This is a genomic window from Georgenia sp. EYE_87, from assembly GCF_023148685.1.
Classification (GTDB): domain Bacteria; phylum Actinomycetota; class Actinomycetes; order Actinomycetales; family Actinomycetaceae; genus Georgenia.
In genome coordinates this window covers 34,360-47,408 of sequence record NZ_JAHXNL010000016.1, presented here as the reverse complement: position 1 = coordinate 47,408, position 13,049 = coordinate 34,360, and the positions used below count along the sequence as shown (strand labels likewise).

Here is a 13,049-nt window from a genome sequence, read left to right as displayed (position 1 = left end):
CGAGTCAGGATCTTCGTGCACCGGCCCGCCCGGCCGCCGCGGCGCGGGGCTGTTCGGTCCGTGCGCCGTCGCCGCCTACGCTGGGGCGCATGAGCGCGCCGAAAGAGCAGACCATGAAGCCCCAGACCGCGGCACGCAAGCTCGGTGTGCTGCTGGAGGCCACACCCGAGGAGTTCCGCGGCCGGGACATCAGCCGCGACGAGCTCAACGAGCTCCAGAGCAACCCGCCCGCGTGGCTGACCGAGCTGCGACGCAACGGTCCGCACCCGCGGCAGGAGGTCGCTCGCCGGCTGCGGGTCTCCACCTCCGGGCTGGCTCGCGGGGGCGTCACCGAGCCGCTCACCACGGTGCAGATCAAGGCGCTGCTCGAGGAGATGCCCGCGTGGCTCGAGAGCGAGCGGGCGACGGCGGAGCGTGTGCGCGCCGAGGAAGCACGACTGCGCGGGCGCGCCGACGAGCAGCCGAGCGACTGACGGGCCTGCGGCACAGGCCCGGCGAGCAGCCGCGTCGACGAATCCTCCGGCCGTGACAGCCGTGCCACCGCCCGTGCGCCCCGGGCAGGCGACGACCCACGAGTCTGTCCGGGCGAGGCTCGTCCGGACGCTCCGGGCGGCCGGCTGCGTGTTCGCCGAGGACGAGGCGGTGCTGCTCCAGGCGGCGGCACGCACGCCGGCCGAGCTCGACGCGCTCCTCGCCCGCCGGGTCGACGGGGTCCCGCTCGAGCACGTGCTCGGCTGGGCGGAGTTCTGCGGGCTCCGCATCCTCCTCGACGACGGCGTCTTCGTCCCGCGCCGCCGCACCGAGCTCCTGGTGCGCGAGGGCGCGGCCCACCTGCGCCGGTCCCGTGCCGCCGGGCGGGCGGGGCGCCCCGTGGTCGTCGACCTCTGCTGCGGGTCCGGCGCGGTCGGCGCCGCGGTCGCGGCCCTGGCCGGGGACGTCGAGCTGCACGCCACGGACATCGACGCCGCGGCGGTCGCGTGCGCCCGGCGCAACGTCGCCGGCGCCGGCGGTGCGGTCCACCACGGTGACCTCTACGCGCCGCTCCCGCGGGGGCTCGCCGGCCGCGTGGACCTGCTGGTCGTCAACGCGCCCTACGTGCCCTCGGCCGCGATCGCCCTGATGGCGCCCGAGGCCCGGCTGCACGAGCCGCGGGCCGCGCTCGACGGCGGGGCCGACGGGCTGGACGTGCACCGGCGGGTCGCCGCCGGCGCGCTCACCTGGCTGGGCCCCGACGGCGTCCTCCTGATCGAGACCAGCGCGGCGCAGGCCCGGGCGACCGTCGAGGCGGTCGAACGCCACGGACTCTCCGCGGCAGTGGTGACGGACGACTCCCTCGGCGCCACCGCCGTCGTCGGGCGGGTGCGGCAGTAGGGCCGCCCCGCTCCACGCCTGGCCCGCAGCTCCACGCCCGACCCCCCCTCCACGCCCGACCCCCCGCTCCACGCCCGGCCGCCTCGCTCCACGCCCGAGCGACGGCGTCGTCTAGCGTCGTTGCGGACTCGTCACGGACGACCCGGGCTGCGCAGGCCGCAGCCGCAGCCCCCGCGGCGTCGGCCCGAACCCGCCCGCGCGCAGCGCGTCGACCAGCGGACCGCCCGCCTCGAGCGCGGGCAGGCCGTCGATCCGGTTCAGCGTCAACGGACCCAGGTCACCCGTGCCGGCCCGCTCGGCCAGCGCGGACGCGGCCAGACCGAGCACGGCGGCGTCCCCGCTGAACGACAGGAGGGTCCGGCCGCCCCGCTCCACGTAGAGCACGAGGTCGCCCTCCACCAGGACAACGACGGCGCCCGCCTTCCGGCCGGGCCGGTGCCCCTCGCCCGCCGAGGTGGCGGGCCAGGCGAGCGCCGCACCGTAGGGGTTCGCCGGGTCGGTCGCGGCCAGCAGGTGCACGCGCGGCGTGGACGACTGCCCGTACGGCGGGGTCTGCCCGTACGGCGACGACGGCGCGTCACGCGCCGCGGACCGGCGGGACGCGAGGTCCGCGGCGTCGGCCCGCAGGCGGTCCACCACCTCGGGCAGCGCGAACTGGGCGGCGCCGAGGCCCTCGACCAGGTACCCCCGCCGCACCTGCCCCGACTCCTCGAGGCGGCGGAGCACCTGGTAGGCCGCGCCGAACCCGCCCGGCAGGTCCTCGAGCCCCGCGGCACCGCGGACCAGCACCCCGTGCCGCTCGAGCAGCGCGGCCGTGAGCACGGCTGTCCGCGTGGTGCGCTCCTCGACCTGTTCGGCCGGCGACACCTGCGCGTCCCTCGGCAGGAGGGACCAGCGGCCGGCGGCGGCGGGCAGGTTCACGTTCGTCGCCGACCGCACGGCCCCCGCCAGCCCCGCCCGGGAGAGCGCGCCGCGTCGCAGGCCGGCGCCGGTGCGCACCGACCGCGGGCGTGCCGACGGCGCCCGCGCGGCGTGCGCCGGGCGCCCGCCGCCCAGGCGGGCGCGCACCGGGGCGAGCGTGTCGTTGGTGACCAGGCCCGCCCAGACGAGCTCCCAGAGGGCCTCGAGCACCTCGGGCGGCGGCACGCGCCGGGTGGGGCGCCCGGCGTCGTCGACCTCGTCCGGCGGCAGGAGCTCGCGGAAGAAGCGGCCGCCGCCGCCCGCGAGCACCTCGAGCAGGTGGCCGTGCACCGTCCCGCCGGCGTGGTCACCGACGGGCGGCGCGAGGTCCGTCACGGCGTCGGCGGGGAGCAGGGTGACCAAGCCGTCCACCCCGGGCAGGGCGCCGCCACCGGCCCAGACCACCTCGCCGGCGGCCGTGAGCTCGTCGAGCAGCCCTGGCCGGTAGTCCCTCACGCGGGCCGGCAGCACCAGCGACTCGAGCGCGGAGGCGGGCACGAGCGCGCCGGCGAGCTGGTCCACGACGGTGAGCACGCCGTCGGCGCCCCGCAGCTCCGGGCGCGAGCCCACGGGCGCGACGTGCTGCCAGCGGGGGGTGAACACCCCGAGCGTGCGGGGCGGGACGGGCTCGACCTCGCTGCGCAGATGGGACAGCGACCGCCGGCGGATCCGCCGCATCACCTCGGTGTCGCAGTACTCGACCGCGCCGTCGGCGGCCGGCGGTCCGGGGCTCAGCCGGCCCTGGACGAGCAGCCCGGTGCGCACCAGGTCGGCGAGCACGGCGTGCACCGCGCCCACGGCCAGCCCGAGGCGGTCGGCGACGGCGTGCGCGGTGAACGGGCCGTGGGTGCGGGCGTGCCGCCGGACGAGGTCACCGAGGGGGTCGGGCACCGGCTCGAGGACGGCCTCCGGCAGGCCGACCGGCAGCGCCGTGCCGAGGGCGTCGCGCAGCCGGGCGGCGTCCTCGAGCACCACCCACTGCTCCGTCCCGGCGACCCGGACGCTCAGCACGCGCCGGCTCGCCTCGAGCTCGTCGAGCCAGGCCGCGACCAGCTCGGGCGAGGTGCAGCGCTCGGCCAGCTCCGCCGTCGTCACCGGGCCCAGGCGCCGCACGAGGTCCACGAGCCCCTCGGCGTCCCTCGCGCGGGCCCCCTCGGTGCGCAGGCCGACCGCCGCCGCGACCTCCGCGAGCGCCTCGGGGTCGAGAAGGTCGGCGAGGTCCCCGAGGTCCGACCCGACCAGCTCGGCGAGCAGGGCCGGGTCGAGCGCGAGGGCGGCCGCGCGACGCTCGGCGAGCGGGGCGTCGTCGGCGTAGAGGAACTGGGCCACGTAGCCCATCAGCAGAGAGCGTGCGAACGGCGACGGTGAGGTCGTGGAGACCTCGACGATCCGGATGTCACGCCTGGCGATCTCCGTCATGAGCCCGGTCAGCGCGGGGACGTCGAAGTCGTCCTGGAGGCACTCGCGCACCGCCTCGAGCACCACGGGGAAGTCGGGGAACGCGGACGCGACGGCGAGGAGCTGGGCCGACCGCTGGCGCTGCTGCCAGAGCGGCTGCCGGCGGTCGGGCCGGCGCCGGGGCAGCAGCAGCGACCGAGCCGCCGCCTCCCGGAACCGAGCGGCGAAGTGCGCCGAGCCGGCCAGCGCCTCGACCACGAGACCGGACACCTCGGCGGGCTCGAGGAGCAGGACGGCCGGGTCCAGCGGCCCCGTACCCTCGCCGTCGGCACCTTCGACGTCCGGGAGCCGCAGGACGATCCCGTCGTCGCTCGGTGCGGCGTGCACGTCCATCCCCGTCAGCTCGCGGAGGCGGCCGGCGAGCACCAGCGCCCACGGGGCGTGCACGCGGGCGCCGAAGGGGGAGTGCAGGACCACCCGCCAGTCGCCCAGCTCGTCACGGAACCGCTCGAGGACGATGGTGCGGTCGTCCGGCAGGCGCCCCGTGGCCTCGCGCTGCTCGGCGAGGTAGGACGTGACGTTCTCCACCGCCCAGGTGTCGAGCCCCGCCGCACCGAGTCGCTCGGCCGCCGTCCCGTCGTCCAGGCCGGCGAGCAGCTCCCGGGTGGCCTGGCCCAGGGCCCGACCGAGCTCGGCGGGTCGGCCGGGGGAGTCGCCCTTCCAGAACGGCAGGCGGCCGGGCTGTCCGGGGGCTGGGCTGACGAGGACGCGGTCGGGGGTGATGTCCTCGATGCGCCAGGTGCTGGTGCCCAGTGTGAACGTGTCGCCGACCCGGGACTCGTAGACCATCTCCTCGTCGAGCTCGCCGACCCGTCGTCCTCCGCGCCCCCGGGCACCGGCGGTCACGCCGCCGGTGCCGCGGTCACCGTCGTCCGTGGTCGGCCCGCCGGCGAGGTAGACGCCGTACATGCCGCGGTCGGGGATGGTGCCGCCGGACGTCGTCGCCAGACGGAGGGCGCCGGGGCGGGCGCTCAGCACGCCGGACGTGCGGTCCCACACGATCCGCGGCCGGAGCTCGGCGAAGTCCTCGCTGGGGTAGCGCCCGGCGAGCATGTCGAGCACCGCCGTGAGCGAGCGCTCGCCGAGCGAGACGTACGGTGCGGAGCGGCGCACAAGGGTGGTGAGCTCCTCGACGCCGAGGTCCTCGACGGCGAGCATCGCCACGATCTGCTGGGCGAGGACATCGAGGGGGTTGGCCGGGACGTGCACCTCCTCGATGAGTCCCGCCTGCGCCCGGACGGAAGCCACCGCGGCCGGCATGAGATCCCCCCGGTGGGTCGGCAGGACGACGCCGTGGGAGACCGCGCCCACCTGGTGACCCGCGCGTCCGACGCGCTGCAGCGCCGACGCGACCGACGGCGGCGAGCCGACCTGGACGACCAGGTCCACCGCACCCATGTCGATGCCCAGCTCGAGGGAGGACGTGGAGACCACCGCGCGCAGCTGCCCGGACTTCAGGGCGGACTCGGTGCGGACGCGCTCCTCGCGGCTCATCGAGCCGTGGTGGGCGCGGGCCACGACGTCCTCGACCCCCAGCGCGGTGCCCGCCTGGCCGGGGACGGCGGCGGCCCACGTCCCGCCGGCCTCGTCGAGGACCGCGGCGCCGCCGACGCCCTCGTGCCTGGCCTGCCACTCCTCGTTGATCCGCGCGGTGAGCCGTTCGGCGGAACGGCGCGAGTTGGTGAAGACGATCGTCGAGCGGTGCTCGGTGACCAGGTCGACGATCCGCTCGGTAATGTGCGGCCACACGGAGGGCTGGCGAGGCTCGGGCAGGGCTCCCGAGGCGTCTCCCGACAGGTCGAGGTCCGCGCCCGCCGCGACGTCCCGGTCGGCGGCACGCAGTGGCGTCGCGGAGGGGTCCGAGAGGTCCTCGACCGGGACGACGACGTCGATCCGCAGCTCCTTGCTGCTCTCCGGCTGCACCACGCGCACGTGCCGGCCACCGTCGTCGAGCGTGCGGTGCCCGGCCAGGAACGTGGCGACCGTCGGCACGGGGCGCACGGTCGCCGACAGGCCGACGCGCTGGGCCGGGCGGGGCAGCAGGGCGTCCAGCCGCTCCAGGCTCAGAGCCAGGTGGGCGCCACGCTTGGTGCCCGCCACCGCGTGGACCTCGTCGACGATCACCGTACGGATCCCGCGCAGACCCTCCCGCGCGCCCGAGGTCAGCACCAGGTAGAGCGACTCCGGGGTGGTGATGAGGATGTCCGGCGGGTGGGTGGCGAACCGGCGACGCTCGTTGGCGGGGGTGTCGCCGGTGCGCACGCCGACGCGCACGTCGTTGACCGCGGCGCCGACGCGGGCGGCGGCCCGGGAGATGCCCACGAGCGGTGAGCGCAGGTTCCGCTCGACGTCGGCGGCCAGCGCCTTGAGGGGGGAGACGTAGAGCACCCGGCAGCGGTCGAGCGGCTCGGGCACCTCGCCGGTGAGCATCTGGTCGACGGCCCACAGGAACGCGGCGAGCGTCTTGCCGGACCCCGTGGGCGCGACGACGAGTGCATGCTCGCCGGAGGCGATGGCGTCCCACGCGCCGGTCTGCGCGGGAGTGGGCGCGGCGAAGGCACCCTCGAACCACGACCGGGTCGCCTCGGAGAAGGGCAGCACCCTCGACATTCTGCCGCCAGCCGCCGACATCCGCCCCGTGCGGGGCGGTCGGCGGCGGGACCGTGGCACCCTTGGCGGGTGAAGCACTCGGAGTTCTGGCAGGTGCTGGAGGAGACCTTCGGCCCGGGGTACGGCCGCTCGGTCGCCGAGGATCTCGTCCTGGGCACGGTCGGGGGGCGGACCGCCGTCGAGGCACTCGGGGACGGGGTCCCGCCCCGGCAGGTGTGGGACGCCGTCTGCGACGAGATGGACCTCGACGAGGCCACCCGCTGGCGGCACCGGATCGACCCCAAGGAACGTCCGCGGGGCCCGCGCCGGTCCTAGCGCGGCGGGGTGCGGCGCCGTCGTGGATGGATCGCCGCCACCGCGGTGCCGGGTCCTCGGCGATCTGCGCGGCGGTCCTACCAGGGCGGCGGCCCGGCCATCGGCGTGTCGGTGGCCGTCGAACACCCGTTCGTCGTACTGTCATCCTCAGGCGACGACGTCGGCACCTTTCCACAGCTGTGCGGGGGGCGTCGGACGGATGTCAGTGGTCGGGCATAGCGTCGCCTGCAGGTAGCCGTCCGGCGAGGGCGGGCCCTGCCAAGACCTGCCCTGACCGATCCGAGGGCCGCACACCTGCGGCCCGCCTGCCGAAAGGTGACTGACATGCCCGCTCCCGTAGCAGACCGCAGCAAGGCCCTGGAGGCCGCGCTCAGCCAGATCGACCGCCAGTTCGGCAAGGGGTCGGTCATGCGCCTGGGCGACGACACCCGCCCCAAGGTCCAGGTGATCCCCACCGGTTCCGTCGCGCTGGACGTCGCGCTCGGCATCGGAGGTCTCCCGCGCGGCCGCGTCGTCGAGATCTACGGCCCGGAGTCCTCCGGCAAGACGACCGTCGCGCTGCACGCCGTCGCGAGCGCCCAGCGGGCCGGCGGGATCGCGGCCTTCATCGACGCCGAGCACGCGCTCGACCCCGAGTACGCGAAGAAGCTCGGCGTGGACACGGACGCGCTGCTGGTCTCCCAGCCCGACACCGGCGAGCAGGCCCTGGAGATCATGGACATGCTGATCCGCTCCGGCGCCCTCGACATCGTCGTCATCGACTCCGTCGCCGCCCTGGTGCCCAAGGCGGAGATCGAGGGCGAGATGGGTGACTCGCACGTGGGTCTGCAGGCCCGTCTGATGTCCCAGGCCCTGCGCAAGATCACCGGTGCGCTCTCCGCCTCCGGCACGACCGCGATCTTCATCAACCAGCTGCGCGAGAAGATCGGCGTCTTCTTCGGCTCCCCGGAGACGACCACGGGCGGCAAGGCGCTGAAGTTCTACGCCTCGGTGCGTCTGGACGTGCGCCGGATCGAGACCCTCAAGGAGGCCGGCGACGCGGTCGGGAACCGGACCCGCGTCAAGGTCGTCAAGAACAAGATGGCCCCGCCGTTCAAGCAGGCCGAGTTCGACATCCTCTACGGCCAGGGCATCTCCCGCGAGGGCGGCCTGATCGACCTCGGCGTGGAGAACGGCATCGTGCGCAAGTCCGGTGCCTGGTTCACCTACGAGGGCGACCAGCTCGGCCAGGGCAAGGAGAAGGCTCGCCAGTTCCTCCGGGACAACCCCGAGCTGGCCGAGGAGATCGAGAAGAAGATCCTCACCAAGCTCGGCATCGGCGAGGCCGCGGCCGAGGCGGAGGCGGCCACCAAGGCGGCCGCCGTCGGCGAGGTCCCGGTCGACTTCTGAGCGGCATGACTCAGCCCGGAACCGGTCGGCGGCGCGGCGGGCGCCGTCGCGACGAGCTCGAGCCGCCGTCGACCGGTGCGCCTGCCGAGGACGCCGAGCCCGACGCCGAGGAGGTGGCGCGCACCATCGCGCTGCGCCAGCTCACGGCGGCGCCGCGCAGCCGCGCCCAGCTCGAGGAGGCGATGGCGCGGCGTGACGTGCCGGTGGACGTCGCGGCACGCGTCCTCGACAGGTTCACCGAGGTGGGTCTGGTCGACGACGCCGCCTACGCCGAGATGCTCGTGCGCACCCGGCACGCCGAGCGCGGGCTCGCCCGGCGTGCGCTGGCGCAGGAGCTTCGTCGCAAGGGCATCGAGCCCGAGGTCGCCGCCCTCGCCCTCGAGCAGGTGGACGAGAGCGACGAGCGGGCGGCGGCGCGGCGGCTCGTCGAGAAGAGGGCCAGGTCCACCCGCGGGCTCGACCCCCAGGTCCGCCGTCGTCGCCTCGCGGGCATGCTCGCCCGCAAGGGCTTCTCCGGCGGGGTGGCGATGCGTGCCATCGACGAGGTGCTCGCCGAGGAGGGCGTCGACCCGTCGGCCGGGCCTGGCGACTGGGACGCGCTGGACTAGTCGCTCGGTCTGCCGGGCCTGGTGACCGGGACGCGCCGGACGGGCCGCTCAGGTGATGTCGCGCCGCAGGGTGGTGAGGCGCCCGGCCAGCGCGAGGACCAACGCGTAGCCCAGCAGGACCAGGAGGCCGGCCCACGACGGCAGCAGCCCCGCGGCCATGCCCGAGTCGGCGTAGAACGAGCTGCCCGTGATCGCCTCGCCGGCGGCGCCCGGGAGGAACTTCGAGACCCCCTCCAGCAGCTCCACCCGCCCCAGCACGATCCGCAGGATCGGCTCGATGAACTGGGTGAAGGCCAGCAGCACCACCACGGCGGCGACCTGGTTGGTCAGCAGCGCACCGAACCCGACCCCGACCACGGTCCACACGGTCAGGGCGAGCACGGACAGGCCGGCGCTGCGCAGCACCGTGGGCTCGGTCAGGTACGACGGCTCGCCGAGCAGCGCCAGGACGGCCGCGCCGGGACCGACGGTGGAGAGCGTCCCGACGATGCCGAACAGCAGGCCCACCGCGACGCTGGAGAGCATCTTCGCGGCGAGGAAGACGTTGCGCCGCGGCTCGGCCAGCAGGCTCGGCGTGATCGTCTGGTGCCGGAACTCGCCCGTCATCGCGAGGGCACCGACGATGACGGGGAAGACGTAGCCGAGCGAGGTGGCGAGGGTGTAGACGGTGCTGGCGACCTGCTCCGGCGACATCGGCGGAGCAGGTTCCGACGCCGGCACCCCGGTGCCCATCGACCCCGGCGCGTCCACCAGCACGAACGCCATGATCCCGGCCAGGAACGCCATGTACGCGGCCATCGTCAGCAGCAGCACCCACCACAGCCGCGTCGTGACGAACTTGCGGTACTCGGTCCGCAGGGCGTCGATCATCGGCCACCCTCCCCGGGCGCTCCGCCGTCGGGCCGTTCCCCGACCAGCCGGAGGAACGTGTCCTCGAGCCCGACCTCCCGCGTGGCGAGCTCGTGGATCTCCAGGCCCGCGGCGAACGCCCGCGCGCCGATCTCCGCGGCGCTCACGCGCCGCAGCACCGCGACGCCCGGCGACCCGTTCTGCGCCACGCGGTCGGTCCAGCCCGCCGACGCGATCAGCTCGTCCAGGCGGGCGGCGTCGGGGGAGACCACGCGCACGCTGGGTTCCGACAGCGCCGCGAGCTCGGCCAGGGACGACTGGTGCACGAGGGTCCCGCGGGCGATGATCACCACGTCGTCGACGGTCTGCTGGACCTCCGAGAGCACGTGGCTGGAGACGAGCACCGTGCGACCCTCGCCGGCGAGGTGGCGCAGCAGCGCCCGGAGCCAGGCGATGCCCTCGGGGTCCAGCCCGTTGGCGGGCTCATCGAGGATCAGCACACCGGGGTCACCCAGCAGCGTGGTCGCCAGGCCGAGCCGCTGCCGCATGCCGAGCGAGAAGCCGCCGACGCGCCGATCGGCGACGGGGCCGAGGCCCACCAGTTCGAGGACCTCGCGGCACCGTGCGTCGTCGACACCCACCTGCGGGGCGTACACACGCAGGTGGTCGAGTGCGCTGCGGCCCGGATGGAAGCTGGCCGCCTCCAGCGCCGCCCCGACCGACCGCATCGGCCGGCTGAGCTCGCGGTACGACCGGCCGCCGACGGTCGCCGTGCCGGAGGTCGCCCGGACGAGCCCGAGCAGGATGCGGAGGGTGGTGGTCTTGCCCGCCCCGTTGGGGCCCAGGAAACCCGTCACGCGGCCCGGGCGGGCGGTGAAGGTCAGGTCGTCCACCGCCCGGACCGGCCCGAACGTCTTGGTGAGGTGGTCGACGGCCACCACCGCACCCTCGTGCGCGCCGCTCACTCTCCGGCGTCCGCGGTCGCGGGGCCGGCCGGGCGGGTCACACCCGCCGTGCGGGAGCTGAGGCGCCGGGCCACGCGCTCCGCCACCCAGGTGAGGGTGTAGTTGATGACGATGAATATCACCGCAGCGACGATCAGGGCTGGGATGTAGTTGGCGAAGGTGGACCCCACGAGCCGCGCCGACCGGAGCAGCTCGCTATAGGTGATGATGTAGCCGAGCGCGGTGTCCTTCAGGATCACGACGAGCTGGCTGATCATCGACGGCATCATCGCGATGAGCGCCTGCGGGACCTCGACGAGGCGCAGGCTCTTGGACGGCGTCAGGCCGATCGCCAGTCCGGCCTCCCGCTGCCCGCGCGGCAGGTTGGTCACTCCGGAGCGGACGAGCTCGGCGATGACCGAACCGTTGTACAGCGTGAGGCCGACGACGACGCCGTAGAACGGCGCGTCCCCTTCCCAGGGTCCAGGGACGTAGGAGAAGAGCCGCCAGAAGAAGATCATCATGATCAGCACCGGGACGGCACGGAAGAACTCCACCACGGTGCCGCTGAGGCCGCGCACGATGCGGGACTGGGACAGCCGGCCGAGGCCGAAGAGCAGCCCGAAGACGTTGGCGGCGACGATGGCGACCGCTGCGGCACGGAGCGTGTTCCACAGGCCGACGAGGAGGTAGTCCACCCACACCGACTCGGTGGCGAACGGGTTCCACTTGGCCGCGGCGAGCTGGCCCTTCCCGGCCAGCCCCCACAGCACCCACGCGAGGACCCCGAGGACGATGAGGGAGCCGAGGACGTTCACGGCGGCGATACGGCGGCGACCCCGGGGGCCCGGCGCGTCGAAGAGGACGGAGCTCATCGGACGACCCCCAGGCGGCGCGACAGGAACGTGGTCACCAGGCCGATCGGCAGGACGATGAGGACCCAGCCGATGGCGATGACGAGGAAGATCGCGACCATGAGGTCCGGTCGGAACTCGATCATGGTCGCCATGACGGAGGCGGCCTGGACGACGCCGGCGGCCTGGGCGACGGTCGTGTTCTTGGCGAGCGCGATGAGCGTGTTGCCCAGCGGGGCGATCGCCCCGCGGATCGCCTGGGGCAGGATGATCATCCGCATCGACTGCCCGAAGCCCAGGCCGATCGCTCGCGCGGCCTCGGCCTGGCCCACCGGGACGGTGTTGACCCCGGAGCGCAGCGACTCGCAGACGAACGCCGCCGTGTAGACGGACAGGCCGAGGACCGCCAGGCGGAAGCTGTTGGCGGTGATGTCGACCCGCCCGGCCTCGTTGCTCGCCAGGATGACTCCGAGCTGGCCCCACAGGCCGAGCGAGCACGCGAGGATGATCAGCGTGAGCGGGGTGTTGCGCACGAGATTGACGTACATCGTGCCCGCCCAGCGAAGGCTCGGTGCGGGGGAGACCCGCATGACGGCGAGCACCGTGCCGATGATGAACGAGAAGACCGCCGACCAGAACGTCAGCTGGATGTTGACCCAGAACGCTCCGAGAATGTTGAACTCGCCGAGGAGCTCGGCCATGTCGGCCAGGTAGCCACCCACTCAGGTCTCCTTCCGCCGCTCGGGCGCGGCCGGACGCGCGGTGCCCGGGGCCGTCGGCCCCGGGCACCTGACGATGCACTCAGGCGCAGGGCTCGGGCTCGGGCGGGTTGAGCTCCTCGTTCCACTGGAAGTTGTCGCCCACGTTCCTGGCGATCAGCTCCTCCCAGGTGCCGTCCTCGATCATCTCCGTGATGGCGGCGTTGACGTCCTCGCAGACGTCGTTCTCCTTGGGCAGGCCGACGCCGTAGTTCTCCTCGGAGAACGGGTTGCCGACCACCTTGAACTGGCCCTCGTACTCCGCCTGGGCGGCGTACCCCGCGAGGATGACGTCGTCCGTCGTCACCGCGTCCACGTTGCCCGCGGCGAGCAGCTCCACGCACTCGGAGTACGTCTGCGCCGGGTAGAGCTCGACACCCTCGGAGTGCTCGTCGCGGATGCGCTCGGCCGAGGTCGAGCCCTCCACCGAGCAGAGCACCTTGCCGTTGAGGGCCTCGGGGCCCGTGATGTCGGTGTTGTCGGCGGCCACGAGGAGGTCCTGGCCGGCCACGAAGTACGGCCCGGCGAAGGCGACCCGCTCCTTGCGCTCGTCGGTGATCGAGTAGGTCGCGAAGATCATGTCGACCTGCCCGTTCTCGAGCAACGTCTCGCGCTGGGCGGAGACGGACTCGACGAACTCGATGTCCTCCTCGGCGTAGCCGAGCTTCTCGGCTACGTACTTGGCGACGTCGACGTCGAACCCGGTGTACTCCGACCCCTCCTGGAGGCCGAGGCCCGGCTGATCGATCTTGACGCCGATGGTGATGCTCTCACCGCCGCCCCCGCCGGCAGCGGTGCCGCCGTCGCCGGCGGGCTCGTCCGTCTCGCCCGGCTCGCCGCCCGAGCAGGCAGTCAGGGCCATCGCGGCCGCCAGGGTCACGGCGGCGAATCCGGCCTTGCGTGTGGCTCGCATGTCGTCTCCTTCGGGTTCGT

At 74.4% G+C, this 13,049-nt stretch carries 11 protein-coding genes; 5 read left to right on the top strand and 6 right to left on the bottom strand.

Annotation, left to right across the window (positions count from 1 at the left end; genetic code table 11):
* Window positions 1–89 precede the first annotated feature (89 nt).
* Entirely contained in the window at window positions 90–473 is a 384-nt protein-coding gene (locus KZX45_RS17525) for a DUF5997 family protein (protein ID WP_248259046.1), read from the top strand.
* A gap of 61 nt (window positions 474–534) precedes the next feature.
* The gene (locus KZX45_RS17520) at window positions 535–1,371 is read left to right on the top strand and encodes a putative protein N(5)-glutamine methyltransferase (RefSeq protein WP_248259074.1); all 837 of its coding nucleotides are present in this window, start codon (window positions 535–537) and stop codon (window positions 1,369–1,371) included.
* 111 nt (window positions 1,372–1,482) lie between these two features.
* On the opposite strand, the gene KZX45_RS17515 is transcribed toward KZX45_RS17520, so the two are convergent.
* On the bottom strand, window positions 1,483–6,399 hold the full coding sequence (locus tag KZX45_RS17515; RefSeq protein ID WP_248259045.1) for an ATP-dependent helicase: 4,917 nt from the start codon (window positions 6,397–6,399) through the stop codon (window positions 1,483–1,485).
* A gap of 69 nt (window positions 6,400–6,468) precedes the next feature.
* Between KZX45_RS17515 and KZX45_RS20405 the strand changes: the two genes are divergently transcribed.
* The 3 genes from KZX45_RS20405 to KZX45_RS17500 all read left to right on the top strand — a co-directional run bounded on the left by KZX45_RS20405 (window position 6,469) and on the right by KZX45_RS17500 (window position 8,711).
* Window positions 6,469–6,714: a DUF3046 domain-containing protein gene (locus tag KZX45_RS20405; RefSeq protein ID WP_248259044.1), complete on the top strand. Its 246-nt coding sequence runs from the start codon at window positions 6,469–6,471 to the stop codon at window positions 6,712–6,714.
* 324 nt (window positions 6,715–7,038) lie between these two features.
* Window positions 7,039–8,103, top strand: coding sequence for a recombinase RecA (gene recA / locus KZX45_RS17505; RefSeq protein ID WP_248259043.1), 1,065 nt, complete (start codon window positions 7,039–7,041; stop codon window positions 8,101–8,103).
* A gap of 5 nt (window positions 8,104–8,108) precedes the next feature.
* Window positions 8,109–8,711, top strand: a complete 603-nt coding sequence (locus tag KZX45_RS17500; protein WP_248259042.1) for a regulatory protein RecX — start codon at window positions 8,109–8,111, stop codon at window positions 8,709–8,711.
* Window positions 8,712–8,759: 48 nt separating this feature from the next.
* On the opposite strand, the gene KZX45_RS17495 is transcribed toward KZX45_RS17500, so the two are convergent.
* From KZX45_RS17495 to KZX45_RS17475, 5 genes are all read right to left on the bottom strand, one after another.
* Complete coding sequence (locus tag KZX45_RS17495; protein WP_248259041.1) at window positions 8,760–9,581, bottom strand: ABC transporter permease; 822 nt, start codon at window positions 9,579–9,581, stop codon at window positions 8,760–8,762.
* Window positions 9,578–10,525 (bottom strand): ATP-binding cassette domain-containing protein, encoded by a 948-nt coding sequence (locus KZX45_RS17490; protein ID WP_248259040.1) that lies wholly within the window; start codon window positions 10,523–10,525, stop codon window positions 9,578–9,580. Before KZX45_RS17490 ends, KZX45_RS17495 begins: the two co-directional genes overlap by 4 nt.
* The gene (locus KZX45_RS17485) at window positions 10,522–11,379 is read right to left on the bottom strand and encodes an amino acid ABC transporter permease (protein WP_248259039.1); all 858 of its coding nucleotides are present in this window, start codon (window positions 11,377–11,379) and stop codon (window positions 10,522–10,524) included. Before KZX45_RS17485 ends, KZX45_RS17490 begins: the two co-directional genes overlap by 4 nt.
* Window positions 11,376–12,068: an amino acid ABC transporter permease gene (locus tag KZX45_RS17480; RefSeq protein ID WP_374112612.1), complete on the bottom strand. Its 693-nt coding sequence runs from the start codon at window positions 12,066–12,068 to the stop codon at window positions 11,376–11,378. The genes KZX45_RS17485 and KZX45_RS17480 overlap by 4 nt, the downstream gene beginning before the upstream one ends.
* 91 nt (window positions 12,069–12,159) lie before the next feature.
* Window positions 12,160–13,029, bottom strand: coding sequence for a glutamate ABC transporter substrate-binding protein (locus KZX45_RS17475; protein ID WP_248259038.1), 870 nt, complete (start codon window positions 13,027–13,029; stop codon window positions 12,160–12,162).
* Window positions 13,030–13,049: the final 20 nt, after the last annotated feature.